Annotated in this window: 14 protein-coding genes; 5 read left to right on the top strand and 9 right to left on the bottom strand. The window is 62.0% G+C overall.

From position 1 onward, the window contains the following. Positions 1-593 precede the first annotated feature (593 nt). Complete coding sequence (locus tag GZ093_RS15850) at positions 594-1,817, bottom strand: hypothetical protein (RefSeq protein WP_296487659.1); 1,224 nt, start codon at positions 1,815-1,817, stop codon at positions 594-596. A gap of 527 nt (positions 1,818-2,344) precedes the next feature. Between GZ093_RS15850 and GZ093_RS15845 the strand changes: the two genes are divergently transcribed. Both GZ093_RS15845 and GZ093_RS15840 read left to right on the top strand, forming a co-directional pair. Further along, positions 2,345-5,182 (top strand): pitrilysin family protein, encoded by a 2,838-nt coding sequence (locus GZ093_RS15845; RefSeq protein ID WP_296487656.1) that lies wholly within the window; start codon positions 2,345-2,347, stop codon positions 5,180-5,182. A gap of 188 nt (positions 5,183-5,370) precedes the next feature. After that, complete coding sequence (locus tag GZ093_RS15840; RefSeq protein ID WP_296487653.1) at positions 5,371-5,565, top strand: DUF2892 domain-containing protein; 195 nt, start codon at positions 5,371-5,373, stop codon at positions 5,563-5,565. A gap of 65 nt (positions 5,566-5,630) precedes the next feature. On the opposite strand, the gene GZ093_RS15835 is transcribed toward GZ093_RS15840, so the two are convergent. The 4 genes from GZ093_RS15835 to GZ093_RS15820 all read right to left on the bottom strand — a co-directional run bounded on the left by GZ093_RS15835 (position 5,631) and on the right by GZ093_RS15820 (position 9,800). Beyond that, entirely contained in the window at positions 5,631-6,707 is a 1,077-nt protein-coding gene (locus tag GZ093_RS15835; protein ID WP_296487650.1) for an AI-2E family transporter, read from the bottom strand. Positions 6,708-6,841: 134 nt separating this feature from the next. Continuing rightward, positions 6,842-7,534 (bottom strand): type 1 glutamine amidotransferase domain-containing protein, encoded by a 693-nt coding sequence (locus GZ093_RS15830; protein WP_296487646.1) that lies wholly within the window; start codon positions 7,532-7,534, stop codon positions 6,842-6,844. A gap of 56 nt (positions 7,535-7,590) precedes the next feature. Then, positions 7,591-8,751: an iron-containing alcohol dehydrogenase gene (locus GZ093_RS15825; protein ID WP_296487643.1), complete on the bottom strand. Its 1,161-nt coding sequence runs from the start codon at positions 8,749-8,751 to the stop codon at positions 7,591-7,593. Between the two features lie 152 nt (positions 8,752-8,903). After that, on the bottom strand, positions 8,904-9,800 hold the full coding sequence (locus GZ093_RS15820) for a recombination-associated protein RdgC (protein WP_296487640.1): 897 nt from the start codon (positions 9,798-9,800) through the stop codon (positions 8,904-8,906). Between the two features lie 189 nt (positions 9,801-9,989). Here GZ093_RS15820 and GZ093_RS15815 point away from each other — a divergent pair, with 189 nt between their 5' ends. After that, on the top strand, positions 9,990-10,562 hold the full coding sequence (locus GZ093_RS15815; protein ID WP_296487638.1) for a Spy/CpxP family protein refolding chaperone: 573 nt from the start codon (positions 9,990-9,992) through the stop codon (positions 10,560-10,562). A 68-nt stretch (positions 10,563-10,630) separates the two neighbouring features. Here the strand turns inward: GZ093_RS15815 and GZ093_RS15810 are convergent, their stop codons facing one another. Next, the gene (locus GZ093_RS15810; RefSeq protein ID WP_296487635.1) at positions 10,631-10,996 is read right to left on the bottom strand and encodes a glutaredoxin domain-containing protein; all 366 of its coding nucleotides are present in this window, start codon (positions 10,994-10,996) and stop codon (positions 10,631-10,633) included. A gap of 92 nt (positions 10,997-11,088) precedes the next feature. Between GZ093_RS15810 and GZ093_RS15805 the strand changes: the two genes are divergently transcribed. Further along, entirely contained in the window at positions 11,089-11,940 is an 852-nt protein-coding gene (locus GZ093_RS15805; protein ID WP_296487633.1) for a DUF2189 domain-containing protein, read from the top strand. Then, positions 11,940-12,152 (top strand): DUF2788 domain-containing protein, encoded by a 213-nt coding sequence (locus GZ093_RS15800; protein WP_296487631.1) that lies wholly within the window; start codon positions 11,940-11,942, stop codon positions 12,150-12,152. Before GZ093_RS15805 ends, GZ093_RS15800 begins: the two co-directional genes overlap by 1 nt. Here the strand turns inward: GZ093_RS15800 and GZ093_RS15795 are convergent. The 3 genes from GZ093_RS15795 to GZ093_RS15785 all read right to left on the bottom strand — a co-directional run. Further along, a complete protein-coding gene (locus GZ093_RS15795; RefSeq protein WP_296487628.1) occupies positions 12,145-14,817 on the bottom strand; it encodes a bifunctional acetate--CoA ligase family protein/GNAT family N-acetyltransferase in 2,673 nt (890 codons plus the stop codon). The genes GZ093_RS15800 and GZ093_RS15795 overlap by 8 nt on opposite strands. A gap of 20 nt (positions 14,818-14,837) precedes the next feature. Next, the gene (locus GZ093_RS15790) at positions 14,838-15,416 is read right to left on the bottom strand and encodes an NnrU family protein (RefSeq protein ID WP_296487624.1); all 579 of its coding nucleotides are present in this window, start codon (positions 15,414-15,416) and stop codon (positions 14,838-14,840) included. 16 nt (positions 15,417-15,432) lie between these two features. Then, positions 15,433-16,716 (bottom strand): GGDEF domain-containing protein (locus tag GZ093_RS15785; RefSeq protein ID WP_296487621.1); only part of this gene is annotated, 1,284 nt, incomplete at its 5' end.

The following is a 16,716-nucleotide window of genomic DNA, read 5'->3' as shown; positions in this document are numbered from 1 at the left end:
CAGGGGCCTGATTAAAAAATCCCAAAACCAGAAACTTCCAAACAGGGTCAGTTTCAGTGGTCGGGGAAATTACAGAACGAATGTTGCACTACCCGCCTTGGCGACGACGCTGGGCCACTGAGTTCGCCCGGGTGCTCAGAAGTGATTTCGACTATGTGCATTCTGAGGTTGGCGCGGGAGGAAACCAATGTTGAAACTGATTCATGGACATGGTTGGAAGCCGGGTAAAGACTGATCTCGGACGTTCACAAGTCATCGTTGAGCTGCGGCTTTGGGCCCTTATGTACATCTCTGCATAACGACCCTCAAGCGACATTCGACCGCCGAAACTGCCTGCCCGATACCGGTCATTGACAGCTGCAGTTCTATTGTGGGTTCCGTCAGCCCCGAAAAGGCGACCCTACTATCTGTAGCGCTTTGCGCGGCGCTTAACACCGCCTTGCGGGTCGTTGCAGCAGAGGCCGCACCGATCAATGATGTTGACAACACCGCCATGGCCCAGTTACAGGTCAAACACTTGCCACTCATGAACGTCGGCAAGTGCTGCTTGACAGACGAGTGAAAGCAACAGGAGGACGACTCTTTGCGTCGGATCAGACCACTGCTTTACCAATGCTGCTGATCGAGATGCCTTCCCGCATCAGCACGTGCTCTATGACATAGAGGCCGTGCGGAACAAATTCGTTTTGGCCAACAAAATCTCGAATCGGCCTGTGCTTGAGGGGAAGTGTTTCGAATCCATCAGCCTCGTAAGCTTTGTCGCGTGCAACCAGTGGCTCGATTTCGGCGGCAAAACCAACGTCCAGTTCAAAGACTGCCGAAAGACCGATTTCAAGGTTATTTCGTTCAAGGAAAAAGTCGTAGAAGGCGCTGCGTTTGGCGAGGCAATAGAGCTTATCGTCTATGCCGAGTTCTTCAAGCAGGCCGCGTTTAAAGCACAGTTCAAGATCGACGCGCCCGAAGGCATCCTTATCAGTTTGCGACAAACCTTCGTTCATGGTGACATGGTAGCGTGCGCTACTACCATGCACCCGGGCCGAGCGCTTGCCGAGAACGATTTCCCTGCCACGTTCCCCTTCGCAGATAAGAAGGGCATTTACACCAAAGGAAGTGAAGAAGGGCCGATATTGGAGGAAGTTTTCGACGCTGGCCTGAGCGATCGGGTGACCCGCGCCTTTCAACTCCTGATAAATAGAACGGAATACTCGATGGGTGAAGTAATCAGTATGAAAGAGGTCGAGTTCGACGCCTGGCGCTTCGTTAAAGCCGAAACGCGTGAAGCGTAAGTTGAAAACGCCATATTTTTCTCCGTTAAACATCATGCCATCGGTACCGTGAACGAATTTTTCAGAAACGATGATTCTGTGCTTCTCGATCAAAATGGGCAAATCGGCAATGTCAGTAATGACCGCAAGTTCCGAAAAATCTCCTGAACCGTTGAATGATTCGTCGGGCTGAAAGCAGGTGCACTGGTGGGTGCCATAGCCTGCCTCTATTTGGCGACTCCGTAGCTTGGCCTGATGCTCGTCCGACATGCTGATGAACAATGACTTTGGTCGGCCGAAATTTGTAACTTCGCGTACGAAGATATTGCTTTTCGCAAACTCCGGGTCGCCGTTGGCGATGTCTATGACGTTGATTGCGCCCTTGCGCTCAAGGTAGGCGCTCAGATCATTGCGCAATTTGCGGCGGGCACCGAACTGGCGGATAGCACTGCGGACCCGCTGATAGACGAAGAGAAGCAGTGACCCGATAATTAGGTAGATGAATTCGGCGGATCCATCGTCGGCGAGCTTGTTGAACAGCTTTTCCAGCATGAGGCAGAGGAGTTGAATTAGATATATCGCGCAGTATCGGAAGTGAGGCTGATACTTCGGCGCCTTACCCGCTGAGCTTAAACGGAGAGCATAGTCGAACAGCTACGTTAATAAGCCACTGCATATCCGCAACGTCGAAGCAAATTTTCTGCTGCCCAAAGCTGCCACCCGGAAGCACCCGTTGTGGTCGTCAATAGCCATCCACAGTCGCAGACGCTATGACCGCTTACGCTGCGCTGCTGTCGTTGGAAATTCCGCCGTCCAACCTGTAATCCACGAAACGGGCCATTAGGATTTCGTGCTGCACAGCCCTAGATTGCACAATAGGGAGGATTTCCGGACGTAGCCGGACTCCGTTTTGCAACCCTAGGTGACACATAGCCGAAAATTTATAAGAAATTCCGCTTTAGCCCTCGTCCTGTAAGCGTTAGCAGCTCTTATTTAAGTAGCGTTGTCAATGGATAAGACCCCTATTTTCAGATTCATGACGGCGCAAGGTGCGCCGTCCGAAGCACCAAGGACCGCCCATGCGTTTAACCCCTCTCGTTGCCGCCCTGGCCTGTGTCGGCCTGCAAGCCATTTTTCTGGCCACGCCAGGCCGGGCCGGCGTCGTCAGCGCCGGTGCGGTGCAGTCCGAGCATGGCCGCTTGTCGATTCGCCACGAAAAATACAAGCTGGCCAATGGCCTGGAAATCATCCTGGTGGAAGACCACCGCTTGCCGCTGGTGGCCTTCAACCTCTGGATTCATGCGGGTCCGCGCAACGAGGCTAGCGGGCAGACCGGCTTTGCCCATTTGTTCGAGCACCTGATGTTCGCCGGCAGCAAGCACATTGCCCGGGGCGAGACCGACAAGCTGGTCGATGCGGTCGGCGGCACCGACTCCAACGGCTCCACCGACTTTGACCGCACCAACTACTTCTTCACCCTGCCATCCAAAGAGCTGGAACTGGGGCTGTGGATCAAGTCCGACATGCTGGGCTACATGAGCGACGAGGTCGACTCCACCTCCCTCGCCAACCAGCAGGACGTGGTGCGCAATGAGCGGCGCCAGTCGATTGAAAACCAACCCTACGGCATGACCGAGGAGGCCGTCTATGGCGCCTTGTTCCCCGCGGGCCACCCCTACCGCGCGGTCATCATGGGCTCGCATGCCGACATCCAGTCGATCAAGCTCGACGACGTCAAGGCTTTTGGCCGCAGCTATTACCGCCCCAACAACGCCACGCTGGTGCTGGCCGGCGACTTCAAGCCGGCGCACGCCAAGGAGCTGCTGCAAAAATACTTTGGCGCGCTCAAGGCGGGCGCGCCCCTGCCGCCAGCGGTGGTGGCGCAGCCGGTGCTGAGCGAAGAAAAACGCGTGCAAGTCAAAGACCGGGTCGAACTCTCGCGCCTGGACCTGGCCTGGCACACGCCGGCCGGCTTCAAACCGGGCGATGCCGAGCTCGACATTGCCGCGAGCATTCTGGGCGGTGGCAAAGCCAGCCGCCTGTACAAGAAACTGGTGTACGAGCGCCAGATCGCGCAGTCGGTTTCCGCCCAGCAGAGCTCCTACAGCCTGGGCTCGGTCTTCAGCCTGGAGGTCACGGCCCGCGCCGGCCAGTCCTTGTCAGAGATTGAAACGCTGGTGGACGCGGAACTCGCCGAGCTGGCCCAAACCGCGCCCTCCAACGCGGAGGTGCAGCGCGCCCTGGCCCGCATTGAAACCGGCATGCTGGCGCGGCTGGAGAAAGTCGGCACCCTGGCCGACACGCTCAACAGCTACAACCAGCAGGTGGGCGAGCCTGATTTTGTCGGCCAGGACCTGGCCCGCTACCGCGCCGTGACGCCTGAAGCGGTGCGTGCAGTGGTGGCGACCTACTTGCGCAAGAATGCCCGCGTCGTGGTGCAAACCACGCCCGGCGAACAACAACTCGCCGCAGAGGTGGCGACGCCAACCATGCCCACCGAGGTGGTGAAGGGCGATGCGCTCAACATTGATGAAGCCTGGCGTAAGCAGCGCCCGCCCTCAGGCCAGGCCACGCCCTTGACCCTGCCTTTGGGGCGGCGCTTCACGCTGGCCAACGGCTTGACCGTGGTGCACGTGCCCAAGCCCGGCCTGCCTTTGGTGAGCGCCAGCCTGGTGCTGCGCGCCGGCCAAAACGCCAACCCGCTGAATCAGCCCGGTCTGGCCAGCTTTAGCGCCGCCATGCTGCAAGAGGGCACGCGCACGCGTAGCTCGCAGCAGATCGCCGACGCAATAGCCGATCTGGGCGCCTCGCTGCATACCGGCGCCGGACGCGAAGAGGCGCGCATCAATGTGAGCAGCCTCAAGGCCAACTTCGCGCCGAGTCTGGGCTTGCTGGCCGATGTGGCGCTCAACCCGGTGTTCAGCGCTGCCGAGGTTGAGCGCCTCAAGGGCTCGCGCCTGGGCGCCCTGGCCGAGCAGCGCGCGCAAGCCGGCGCCGTGGCCGCCGTGCTGGGCAACCAGGCCCTGTTTGGTACGGCGCATCCGCTGGGCTACAGCGCGCTGGGGCATGAAGACAGCATCAAGGCCACCGACAGCGCCGCCCTGCAGCAGTTCTGGCAACGCCATTACCGCCCGGACCAGGCGGCGCTGGTGGTGGCGGGTGATGTCAGCGCCAAAGAGTTGCGCCAGCTGGTGAAGCAGCTCTTTGGCCACTGGAAAAAGCCAAGCACGGCGCCGGCCTTGACGCACGCCGTCAGCCCGGTCAGCACGGCCGCGCGCGTTTTGCTGGTGGACAAACCGGGTGCCCAGCAAACGGCGTTGGCGGTGCTCAGCCTCGGGCCGCGCGCTGCCAACCCCCAGGCCGCGTCCGTGGATGTGATGAACGCCGCCCTGGGCGGGCTGTTCACCTCGCGCATCAACACGCAGCTGCGCGAAGTCAAAGGCTACACCTACGGCGTGGCATCAAACTTCTCGATGGACCGGGACAGCGGCCAGTTTGCCATTCGCACCAGCGTGCGCACCGACGTCACCGCTGCAGCCTTGGCCGACATGTTCAAGGAAATTGAGGGCATGCGCGCCCAGCCGATGGGTTCTGCGGAACTCAGCCGGGTGCGCAACGCCGAACTGCTGGCCCTGCCCGGCCTGTTTGACACCAACGCCGTGGTGGCGGGCAGCTACGCCAGCGACTGGGTGCGTGGTCTGCCGGCGGACAGCATCGTCAAGTTGCCGCGCAAATTGGCGGCCGTGACCGTCAGCAGTGCGCTCGCGGCCGCCAAGCGCTACCTGGAACCGAAGGACCTGATCGTGGTCGCCGTCGGTGACCAGGTCAAGGTTTTGCCCCAGCTCCAAGCCTGGGGCCGCCAGCCGATGGAATTTCGCGATGCGTCGGGCCAGTTGCTGGCGCCTGTCAAACCCTGAAAAATATTGATAAAATCAGGCTGTAGACCGCGTGAAATAATCCTTAGTAGCTATTGAAGTAATAGCGTATCGGGCTTGTTAGCGCAGGCTTTGACGGCTGTGGCGCGCGTGCCAGGTGACTTTTGTCACAGACAAAGGGCGCCATCAGGCGTCCAATGCAGGCTCCCTAACCCTGACAGGAGTTCCTCATGAAAACAAACGAAGGCGGCATCGACCGCATCCTGCGCATCGTCGCAGGCTTGGCGCTGATTGGCCTGACCCTGAACGGCAATATTGGCGTCTGGGGCTGGGTTGGCGTGGTGCCACTGGCCACCGGTGCCTTGGGCTGGTGCCCGCTGTATACCCTGCTGGGCATCAATTCCTGCCCGATGAAAAAGAGTTGAGGTGCTCGCCGCTGCTGACCTGCTCCACAGAGGCGGGCCCGCAGCGCGCCAAGCACTTCAGACGCTCAGGGGGCCGCTTCAATGCGCGTCGCGGCGTAAATGTGCCAGACCGCCATGAACATCGCCGCGATCGCCGGGCCGATGACAAAACCGTTGATGCCAAACACCACCATGCCACCCAGTGTGGTGATCATCACCACGTAGTCGGGCATGCGCGTGTCCTTGCCGACCAGAATGGGGCGCAACAGGTTGTCGATCAGACCGATCACGAGCACGCCCCAGGCGGTCAGGGCAATGGCTTGCCAGAGGGCGCCGGTGACGAAGAAGTAAGCCACCACCGGCACCCACACCAGACCGGCGCCAATCGCGGGCAGCAACGACAAGAACGCCATCAACACCGCCCACAACAGGGCGCCGCCCACGCCCAGCGCCCAGAACGCCAGGCCACCCAGGGTGCCCTGGATCAGGGCCACCAGCAAATTGCCCTTGACCGTGGCCCGGATCACAGTGGTGAACTTGCCGATCAGCTCTTTCTTGTGTTCAGGCGCCAGCGGCACCGCGTCGCGCAGCGCGCGCGCGACGGCGTCGCCATCGCGGATCAGAAAGAAAGCCAGGTACAAGGTGATAAACAGGCTGGTGACGAACTCAAAGGTCAGCTGGCCAATGCCCAGCGCCTGGGTGGCGAGAAACTGGCTGCCCTGCGCCAGCGCTGCCGCCAAGCGGCGCTGCAGCGCGGCGAAGTTGACCAGACCGAAGCTGTCGAGCAGGGCCGTCAGCCAGTCCGGCAAGGCGTTGAACACGCCTTGAAAGTAGATCGACGGATTCATCTCACCCGATTGCAGCTGCTGGTAGACCTGGGCCGCCTCGCGCGCCAGCGCCGCAGTGAGCAGGGCAAAGGGCAGAATCAGGAGCAGCAGGATGAGCAGCATCGTCAGCAGGGCGGCTTGCGTGCGCCGCCATTTGAGCCGTGCCAGCAGGCGCCGGTACACCGGCGTGAACAGCAGCGCGATGATGGCGCCCCACAGGATGGCGCCGTAGAACGGCAGCAGTATCCAGCCGAGCGCCAGGGTGACCACCACCATCAAGGGCAACAGCGCGCGGTTCGCAAAAGCAGCGGAGGCTTGTTCGTCGGTCGGGATCATGGGCTTTCTCGAAGGCACGCCGGGATCGGCGCACGCATCGTAGCAGTGTCAGACCCCGCCGCGCCGCCGTGTTGGGGTGCCCCAAGGACGCGTGCTGGCCCGCGCTGTTACGCGCAGGCCGGCGGCAGCCGACCTCATTGCGATAGCGCGCTGAGCTTTTCCAGCAGCGCCGTGGCCGCAGGTTCTGACGACGCCGGGTTTTGCCCGGTGATCAGCAGGCCCGCGGTCAGCACATAGGGCTGCCAGTCCGGCCCTTTGGAATAGACGCCGCCGTTGGCCTTAAGCATGTCTTCCACCAGGAACGGCACCACGCTGGTCAGGCCGACCGCGGCTTCCTCGGTGTTGGTGAAGCCGGTCACAGACTTGCCGTGCACCACGGACTTGCCGTCAACCGTCTTGGGGTGGCGCAGCACGGCGGGTGCGTGGCAGACGGCGGCAACCGGCTTGCCGGCGGCCAGCATCGTTTCAATCAGCGCAATCGAAGCGCCGTCTTCGGCCAAGTCCCAGAGCGGGCCGTGGCCGCCGGGATAAAACACCGCGTCGAACTCGTCCGCGTGGATCGCGCTCAGCTTGTGCGTGCTGGCCAGCAGCGCCTGGGCGGCGGGATCGGCCTTGAAGCGCTGGGTCGATTCCGTCTGGGAGGCGGCATCGTCACTCTTGGGGTCCAGCGGCGGCTGGCCACCTAGCGGAGACGCCAGCGTGATGGCGGCGCCGGCGTCCTTGAAGGCGTAATAGGGCGCGGCGAACTCTTCCAGCCAGAAGCCGGTCTTGGCGCCGGTGTTGCCGAGTTGGTCGTGCGAGGTCAGAACCATGAGAATTTTGTGCATGCGGTTGCTTTCAGTGTTGGGGTGAAGTGTTGTTGGGGGCGTGGCGTGCGGGCGCTTCAAAGTGCCGCTTCGAGTACGCGCCGGCTCACCGCTGGTGTCACGTCACGGTGTTCGCTGAGCTGGGTCATGCCATGGGCTTCCAGTTGGCGAATCACCACGTCAATGGCATCAAAGCCGAGGCCATAGGCGCTCAGCCGTGTGGGAATGCCCATGCGTTCGAAGAAGTCGCGGGTCTGGTCGATGGCGGCGCTGATGCGCTCGTCATCGCTGCCACTGCGAATGCCCCAGACGCGCTCGCCGTACTGCAAGAGCTTGGCGCGTTTTTGCACGCGGCGCTCGTTCAGCATCGCCGGCAACACGATCGCCAGCGTGCGCGCGTGGTCGATGTTGTGCAGCGCGGTGAGCTCGTGGCCGATCATGTGCGTGGCCCAGTCCTGTGGCACACCAGCGCCAATCAAGCCGTTCAGCGCGAGAGTGGCCGCCCACATCAGGCTGGCGCGGTCGTCGTAGTCGGGCTCGGGGGCTTCCAGCAGGCGCGGGCCGATGTCCACCAGCGTTTGCAGCAGGCTCTCGGCAAAACGGTCTTGCAGCGGCGCGTTCACCGGGTAGGTCAGGTACTGCTCGACGGTATGCACAAAGGCGTCGACCACGCCGTTGGCAAGTTGCTGCGCCGGCAAGGTGTAGGTCTTGGTCGGGTCCAGCACGGAAAACCGGGGGAACAGATGCGCGCTGCGAAACGGCAGCTTGGCGCCGATGTCACGCCGGGTGATGACGGACCCGTTGTTCATCTCCGAGCCGGTGGCGGGCAGGGTCAGCACCGTGCCAAAGGGCAAGGCGCTCTTGATGTTGCGCCCCCCTTTGAGCAGGATGTCCCAGGCATCGCCTTCAAACGGTACGGCCGCGGCGATGAATTTGGCGGCATCGATCACCGAACCGCCGCCCACGGCCAGCAGAAAGTCAAAGCCGCCGTCACGCACTTTTTGCACCGCCTGCATCGCGGTATCAAAAGCCGGGTTGGGCTCAATGCCGCTGAAGGTGTCGTGCGAGCGCGTGCCCAAAGCCTGGCGGACCTCGGCCAGCGTGCCGGTTTTTTCCGCACTGGCGCCGCCGACCAGAATGAGGACTTTGGCTGCTCCGGGCACGAGTTTGGCGAGATCGGCGATGCGGTCCTTGCCGAAAACGATCTGGGTGGGGTTATAAAAATCAAAATTCAGCATGTTGATCCTTTGGATAGTTGGTGTTGGGTTGAGGTGAATGTCTGATCAAAGTAGACCGGTCGTCTAGCTGATTTTCCGTTTCAGCCCAAGCTTCCCAATGACCGCCGGGTTTTCACCGATGTTCACTGGGGAGCGGCTTTCTCCCTGCCGGCTCAGGCCAGCGCCACTTCGCCGCCCAGCGCTTCCAGCAGATCGGGCAGCAGTCTGCGCAGTTCACCGGTGGCGATGGCCGCATCGGCGTCAAAGCCATCGTCCTTGCCCGCCGAGGCGCCTTCAAACACCACCTCCAGAAACGTCAGCTTCTTGAGTTGCAGGCCCTCGGTTAAGACAAACGACACGCGGCTGTCCCAGGTCAGCGCCAGCCGGGTCGGCAGCTTGCCGCCCTGCACATGCTGCTTGACTTCCTCGTTGTCGAGCGGGTGGCGCGCATAGCGCACCACGGCCTTGGACTCATCAGCCGCCTTGAGCTCGCACTCGCGGTCCACCGTGAAGCCGCTGGGTGGCTCCTGGCTCACCAGCCACTCGGACATGGCGGCGGCGGGTGAGACCTGGGTGTTGAGCAGCGTCACCGCCAAGCCGGGGAGGGACTTCACCAGCATCGTCACCACTTCATCGGCCCGGGCCTGGCTGGACGCATCAATCACCAGCCAGCGAGCGTCCGGGTCCAGCCAGATGAGTACCGTAGCTTGCTTGGTAAAGGCAATCGGCAGGAGTTCCAGCCGGATGTCATCCTTCAGATCTCGGGTTTCCTTCTTGCCCGGTTTGCGCCCGGTGCTGGCTTCAATTTGCGCCACCCGCTCCTTGACTTTGCGCGCAACCACCGAGCCCGGCAGGGCGCGGGTCTCCACCATCAGCTTGAGGATCAATTGACCGCCCACAGCCTCAACCAGCGGACCATGCGCCTCGCCTCGGGGCTCAATCCAGCCGACGGATTTTTCCTGGGAGGCGCCACACTCGACAAAGCGGTCGGCCTCCAGACTCTCCACCATTTGCGCGACGGCGGCTGACCAGCCCGCCCCAATTCGATACACGATAACGTTTTTGAACACTTGCACTCTTTCAAATAGATGATTCAACTTCTGCGGCGTCGATCATCCCATCAAATGACGTATCAATCATGTAACTTAACTTTACAAAACCTCTGGCCGGCCGCATGCAAACGACACACGGTGAGTGCAAACTGGCTCCCAACCTGATGCCAAATCCTGCGCTTCAGACTGATCTTTAAGGAGCTACCCATGAAATCATTTTTCAAACCCGTTTTACTTGCTGCTGCTTTGGCAACGGCTGGCTTTGCCGCATTTTCGCAAGTCCCGGCCATGGGTCAGGACTGCATGATGGGCCAAGGCGGCATGCACCGCGGCATGCAGGGCGCGCCCATGGGCAAAATGGACCCCGCCAGAATGCAGGCCCGCATGGACCAGCACAGCGCCGCCCTCAAGGCGCAACTCAAAGTCACTCCGGCCCAAGAGGCCGCGTGGTCCACCTTTGCCGCTGCCATGAAGCCAACCGGTGCCATGCTGGCCAATCGGCCAGATCGCGAGCAACTTGCCAAGCTGACGACGCCCGAGCGCATCGACACCCTGCAGGCGCTGCACACCAAACGCATGGCCGACATGAGTGCTGCGATGACGCAGCGCGGCGACGCGACCAAAGCCTTCTATGCCGTGCTGACACCGGAGCAGCAAAAAGTGTTTGACGCCAGCACCGCTCGGCACTTCGGCCAAAACGGGCGCATGGGCGGTCATCGGGGTCACAAGGGTCCCATGGGTCCCATGGGTCCCATGGGTGCGGTTGCGCCCAAGCTGTAAAGCAGCACGAAGACCGGTTTCCCAAGCCCGGCCGACCGCCGCGATCCGCGGAGGTCGGCTTTTTTGCGTCAGGCCAACAGCTTGGTCAGTTCCCCACTGTCAATCAGTTTTTGCAGATCGCTGGCGCCACCAACCAGAACTCCATTGACGAACACCATGGGGAAGGTCGGCCAACCGGTCCACAGCTTGAGGGCGTTGCGCTGACGCCAGTTGTTGAAGTAATTGCCGTATTCGAGGTAGTGATGGGCGACACCGGCCGCGGCCAAGGCTTTGCGCACCTTTTTGGGGAACGGGTTCATGGCCATGCCGACCACGACGACCAGATGCTTGGCGACCGCGGCTTGCACCTCGCGCACAATGGTTTGTTCGTGGCTGGCAATCTTGTCCCGAATGGCGGGATGAATGTTGGCTTCGGCAAGTATCGGGCGCGGCATGGCAATCTCCTGGAGCAGAAAAACAGGCATTATGCTTGGCCAGTTTTCCCCGTCGCCGCGCCCGCCCCCCCAGTACCAAACCGCCAACAGCCATGCACCCATCGATTCCGCCGCCCGCTGCCCTTAGCGCCCAAATGCCTGATGTGCGCCGCATACCTCTGACCCGGCCCCTGTACTGGCTGTGGCTCGGCGGACGCGACCTGGTCCGCTGTGGCTGGATCAGCCTAGCCCACGGTCTGGCGCTGGCCATGGTGGGGGCCGCCATCGTGGTCCTCACCCACAACCGCTTCTGGTTGCTGGCCGGCGCGATTTCCGGGTTTCTGGTGGTGGCCCCGGTGCTGGCGACCAGCCTGTATGCCTTGAGCCGCGCGCTGGAGCGTGGCGAACCCGCCAATGCCAGCGTGGTGCTGAAAACCTGGCTCAACTGGCAAAGCCAGCACCGCAACAAATGGGGCAACGACTATTGGAGCCTGGTGCAGTTCGGCGTCCTGTTGGCGCTGGCGGGCACCGGCTGGGTGCTGACCTCGGCGGCACTCATCACCTTGCTGGCACCAGTGCCCATCAACAACCCGGTCGACTTTGTCCAGCATGTGATGCTCGCGCGCAGCGGCTTCCTGTTTGAGCTGTGGCTGCTGCTGGGCGGGGTACTGGCCGGGCCGATTTTTGCCTCGACGGTGATTACCATCCCCTTGCTGCTGGACCGGCGAGTCACGCTGATGCAGGCGGTGCTCACCAGTTGGCGCGTCGTGCTGGCCAATCCCTTACCGCTGGCGTTCTGGGCCGCGTTGATCATGGGCCTGACCTTGTTGGGCATGGCGACTGCGCTGCTGGGTTTGGTGCTGGTCATGCCGCTGCTGGGCCATGCCAGCTGGCACGCTTACCGCGATCTGGTCGATGCGTCCGGCTTGCCGCAACGCGACGTTCTGAGCCCGGAGACCCGCTGATGTTCGGCTATTCGGAAGAACAGATTGCCGCCTTCGGCCTGAGCTTTGGCGTGGGCGCCTTCATGCTCTACATGTTGTTCATCATCGGCCATCTGGCCTGGGAATCCAAAGCCGGAAAATTTGGCACCTTTGTCATATTTCTCGGTCTGGCCTTTGGCATGACCGGCTTTGTGGCGAAGTACCTGATCCAGTGGGCGATCGGCATCAAGTGATGGGCAGAAAGATGAATTTCGTGCCCTCGCCGTTTTTATGCCCCGGCTCTTCCTGGAAGCCCATGTCCTTGGCCAATTTGAGCATGCGCTCGTTGTAATCCAGCACGGTGGCCACCAGCCGCTTGGTGCCCTGGGCCCGCAGATAGGCCACCAGCTTTTCCATCAACAAGCGGCCCAAGCCTGTGCCTTTGAGTTCCGAACGCACAATCACGCCAAACTCTGCGTCCACGTTGTCCGGGTCGACCATGGCACGTGCCACGCCCAAGGTCTGCGGCTCGCCATCCGGCCCGGGGGCCTGCGCCACAAAGGCCATTTCGCGCGCGTAGTCGATTTGAACCAGGCGGGCGAGTTCTGAGCGTTCGATGCTGCGCCGGGTGTAAAAAACCCGCATCCGAACGTCTTCCGGATCGAGCTGCTGCAAAAAATCCAGGTGCGAGGCCTCGTCCTCGGGCCGGATCGGGCGCAATAACAAGTCGCGCCCCTGCCACCGGATAGTCTCTTCCAGCTGGACCGGATAGGGACGGATGGCAAAATTGCTGGCCCCGGCCGGAGTCGCCGCACTCAGGCGGATGCGGGCATCAAGCGCCATCGCGCCCTCGAAGTTGACGATCAGCGGGTTGATGTCGAGTTCGGCAATCTCGGGGACCTCGGCCAGCAACTGCGACACCGCCACCAGCACCTGATGCAGCGCTGCCTGGTCGACCGCGGGCGTGTCGCGCCAACCCCCAAGCAGGCGCGCAACCCGGGTCCGCGACACCAGGGCCTTGGCCAGTGGCACATTCAAGGGCGGCAAGGCGATCGCGCGGTCGGCCGTGACCTCGACGGCTGTGCCGCCCTGGCCAAACAGAATCACCGGACCAAAAACAGGGTCAATGGTGCTGCCCACAATCAGTTCCTGGGCATGCAGGCGCTGCACCATTGCCTGCACCGTGAAGCCCTGAAGGCGCGCGGTGGGTTGCTGGCGCTTGACGCGGGCGAGCATGGTTTTGGCCGCCGCACGCACGTCGGTTTCGTCGCGCAAATTGAGGGCCACGCCACCGACGTCTGATTTGTGCGAAATGTCATCCGACAAAATCTTCAGTACCACCGGGAAACCGATGGTCAAGGCGGCCTTGACCGCAGCGGCTGCCGTGGCGGGGATGCGCCGCGTGGGTACCACCGGGATGTGGCAAGCCTCCAGTACCGCCTTGGCTTCCGGCTCGGTCAGCAGCTCGCGGCCACTGGCCAATGCATCCAGCACCAGCGCCCGGATGGTCGCCGTGTCGGGTCGCAGATCCGCCAGCAAGGCCGGTGGTGCCTCCATCAGCTCGGCCTGGTTGCGTCGGTAGCGCCGCAACATGGAAAAGGCGCTGACGGCCTGCTCTGGCGTGTCAAAGTTGGCAATGTCCGCATCCTGGAACAACTGGCGCGCCTGCATCACTGCCTTGTCGCCGAGCCAGCAGCTCATCAATCGAGGCGGCACGCCGGGTTGGTGCCGGGCCAGTGGCACCAGTGCCCGCGCAATGTCGGCGCTCGGCACAATGGCCGTGGGGGCGTGAATAAACAGCACGGCCCCGCTGCCGGGGTCGTCTTTGAGCACTTTGAGCGCTTGTTCATAGCGCGACACCGGCGCGTCGCCAATGATGTCCACCGGGTTGCCGTGTGACCAGTTGGCCGGGAGCACGGCATCGAGCTTTTGTCGTGTGCTGTCGCTCAGTTCTGCCAGCCTGACTCCGGCAAAGGCGGCTGCGTCGGCCGCCATCACGCCGGCCCCACCGCCGTTGGTCAGGATGGTCATGGTGTCACTGGTGTTGGTGCGAAAGCGCGACAGCGTTTCGGCCGCCAAAAACAGTTCCTGCAAGGTGTTGACGCGCAACATGCCGGCACGCGCGATCGCGGCCTCAAACACCATGTCGGAGCCGGCCAGCGCGCCGGTGTGCGAAGCGGCTGCCAACTGGCCCTGCGCCGAGCGCCCCGCTTTCACGACAATCACCGGCTTGTTGCGCGCTGCGGCGCGCGCTGCAGACATGAATTTTCGCGGTGAGTCGATCGACTCGGCATACAGCAGAATCGCCCGCGTTCTGGCGTCGCTGGCCAGGTAATCGAGCATGTCGCCGAAGTCCACGTCGGCGTGCTCACCCAGCGAGACAAAATAGGAGAAGCCAATGCCGCGCCCTTGCGCCCAGTCCAGCATGGCCGTGACCAAGGCGCCGGACTGCGACACAAAGGCCACCTCGCCGGGCTGCGCGTCAATGTGGGAAAAACTGGCATTCAGGCCTTGGTGCGGTGCCAGCAGGCCAATGCAGTTGGGCCCCAAAATACGCAACAAGTGTCTGCGTGCCGCGTCCAGCATGGCCTGCTTTTGCGGGTCGCTCATGCCGGCGGTCATCACCACGGCGGCGCGTGTGCCCAGGCGCCCCAGGGTTTCAATCAAGCCTGGCACGCTGGCCGGTGGCGTGCAGATCACCGCCAGATCGGGTGCTCCGGGCAGATCCGCGGCTTTGGCCACCACTGGATGAGCCCCGAGCTTGCGGTGCTTGGGGTTGACGGCGTAAAGAGCGCCCTGGTAGTTGCCTGAACTCAGGTTGTGCCATACCGTGGTGCCGACACTGCCGACGCGCTGGGAGGCGCCGAACACCGCGATCGAGGCGGGGGCAAACAGTGAGTCGAGGTTTCGGATACTCATGATTTGCCCTTTCTTGTATTTCAGCCCAGTGGTCGCACGCCGATCAGCAGGCCATGCAGCCAGAGCGCAAACCCAATCCACGCGGCCACGCCCAATGCCACCGTGATTCCCGTAGCGCCTGCCGTGCCACCGGCATAGCGCGTACCGAGCGCGCGGTCACGCCGCCTTGCGGAGATAAAGTCAACAATGGCCCAGACCAGAAATGAGCCAAACAATATCACATGGCCCAGGTTGCCATTGGCCAGCAAATGTGCCAGTGCCCACACCTTGACACCGACCACCATGGGATGGTGAATTCTCTCTTTGATGATGTTGCCGGGCACGTAGGCTGCCACCCACAGAACGAAGGACAGCAGGGTCAAAAGCGAGGCCAAGTGCCGCAGCGCCACCGGCGGGCTCCATAGCTGGACCGGTTGCTGGCGTACCAAGCCAAAGCCCCAAACGATCAGCACGAAACCCAGCAGGGAGACGACCGAGTACAAGACTTTCCAGGGCAGGGCGCCAATGCGCGCCCTGGTTCGGGTGCGCCAGTCATCGGCGACGATGCGCACCGAGTGAGCCCCGAGAAAAATGAACAGTCCGAGAATCAAATAGCTCATAGAAGCCCTCTTTCGTTCATGCGCCCAGCACGCGGTTTTTGCCGGAGCGTTTGGCTAAATACATGGCTTGGTCGGCGCGCTTGATGGCGCTCTGACCAGTCTCGTCGGCAGCGAGCTGCGCCACGCCGGCACTGAAAGTGATCAGCACCTTTTCGGTGCCCGCCAGAAAGAAGCGCTTGGTCAATTCGCGCTGCAACCGGGTCATGGCTTCAATGCCATTATCCAGCGCAGTGTCAGGCATCAGAATGACAAACTCCTCACCGCCATAGCGCGCCAGCGTGTCTTGCGGCCGCATGACCTCACGCGTCACCGTGGCCAGATGCGTCAACGCCACATCCCCACTCGCGTGACCGAGGGTGTCATTGAGCTGCTTGAAGTTGTCGATGTCCAGCAGGGCCATGCACAAGGGCGTCTCTTTGCGGCGCACGTTGGAGACTTCGCGGTTGACCGCTTCCTCCAGCCCCTTGCGATTGAGGGCGCCGGTTAACGGGTCATGACGTGCTTGAGAGCTCACGCGGTCGAGTTCCTGGTGCAATTTGGCGAGTTCGGCCTCGGTGACTTGAGCCCTCTCGCGCATGCCGCGCAACTCGTCACGAGCGCTCAAGCTGTCATGCGCCATGGTGCGGGTGGCCCCGACCACCTCTTTCAAGACGGGCGCAATATCAGCCAGGGTCTTGGCCTGCTCGATCAGGCGCGCGTTTTCTTCCAGCTTGCCGTGGTAGGCACTGGTGGACTCGGTCATTTGCGACAAGCGGTCAATGAAGGTGGCGAGCATCTGGCGCATTTCTTCCTGCGCCTCCAGGGCCCGGCCCTTGGCCTCGGTCTGCTTGAAGATGACGTCTTTCAGGCGCCGCTCCACATCGTCGAGCCGGCGCAAGGTGAGTGGCGGCGTCGAGGCCGTCATCAGGGCCTCAATCTGGCCCTTGAGCCAGCGATCGTCCAGACTGAGTTCGCCAATATTCTCGATGATCAGGTGCAACAACTTCAGCAACGTGACCTTGATCTCGGCCTGGTCTTCGGCGGCAAATGACAGCCGGTCGCCAAAGCTGCCCAGCATCCGCTTGAGCGCCAGCACATCGGTCTCCGGTTGACGCATGGCCGTGAGCAAGGTCTCGGTCTGCTCGTTAAACCGGGCATCATCCGTCCCGAGTGCGGGCCGTGCGTAATCGATCAGGCGCGCAATTTGCTCAAAAAAATCTGCGGTCAGCGCGGGGGCGCTCACGTCGGTTGAGGCTGTGACGATTGGCGTCGCTGCGCCGCCCATTGGCCCGGCCGGTGCCGCTTCGGCTGCCGGCGGACT

The sequence above is a fragment of the Rhodoferax sp. genome (assembly GCF_010365055.1).
In the GTDB taxonomy this organism is placed as follows: domain Bacteria; phylum Pseudomonadota; class Gammaproteobacteria; order Burkholderiales; family Burkholderiaceae_C; genus Rhodoferax.
Note: the sequence above shows the minus strand (reverse complement) of the source record. Positions and strands in the feature narration are given on the sequence as shown.

What these genes read in the sequence shown, in the direction of transcription:
- GZ093_RS15850 (WP_296487659.1), bottom strand. Translation starts at nt 1,817, where the DNA reads ATGCTGGAAAAGCTGTTCAACAAGCTCGCCGACGATGGATCCGCCGAA.
- GZ093_RS15845 (WP_296487656.1), top strand. Translation starts at nt 2,345, where the DNA reads ATGCGTTTAACCCCTCTCGTTGCCGCCCTGGCCTGTGTCGGCCTGCAA.
- GZ093_RS15840 (WP_296487653.1), top strand. Translation starts at nt 5,371, where the DNA reads ATGAAAACAAACGAAGGCGGCATCGACCGCATCCTGCGCATCGTCGCA.
- GZ093_RS15835 (WP_296487650.1), bottom strand. Translation starts at nt 6,707, where the DNA reads ATGATCCCGACCGACGAACAAGCCTCCGCTGCTTTTGCGAACCGCGCG.
- GZ093_RS15830 (WP_296487646.1), bottom strand. Translation starts at nt 7,534, where the DNA reads ATGCACAAAATTCTCATGGTTCTGACCTCGCACGACCAACTCGGCAAC.
- GZ093_RS15825 (WP_296487643.1), bottom strand. Translation starts at nt 8,751, where the DNA reads ATGCTGAATTTTGATTTTTATAACCCCACCCAGATCGTTTTCGGCAAG.
- GZ093_RS15815 (WP_296487638.1), top strand. Translation starts at nt 9,990, where the DNA reads ATGAAATCATTTTTCAAACCCGTTTTACTTGCTGCTGCTTTGGCAACG.
- GZ093_RS15810 (WP_296487635.1), bottom strand. Translation starts at nt 10,996, where the DNA reads ATGCCGCGCCCGATACTTGCCGAAGCCAACATTCATCCCGCCATTCGG.
- GZ093_RS15805 (WP_296487633.1), top strand. Translation starts at nt 11,089, where the DNA reads ATGCACCCATCGATTCCGCCGCCCGCTGCCCTTAGCGCCCAAATGCCT.
- GZ093_RS15800 (WP_296487631.1), top strand. Translation starts at nt 11,940, where the DNA reads ATGTTCGGCTATTCGGAAGAACAGATTGCCGCCTTCGGCCTGAGCTTT.
- GZ093_RS15795 (WP_296487628.1), bottom strand. Translation starts at nt 14,817, where the DNA reads ATGAGTATCCGAAACCTCGACTCACTGTTTGCCCCCGCCTCGATCGCG.
- GZ093_RS15790 (WP_296487624.1), bottom strand. Translation starts at nt 15,416, where the DNA reads ATGAGCTATTTGATTCTCGGACTGTTCATTTTTCTCGGGGCTCACTCG.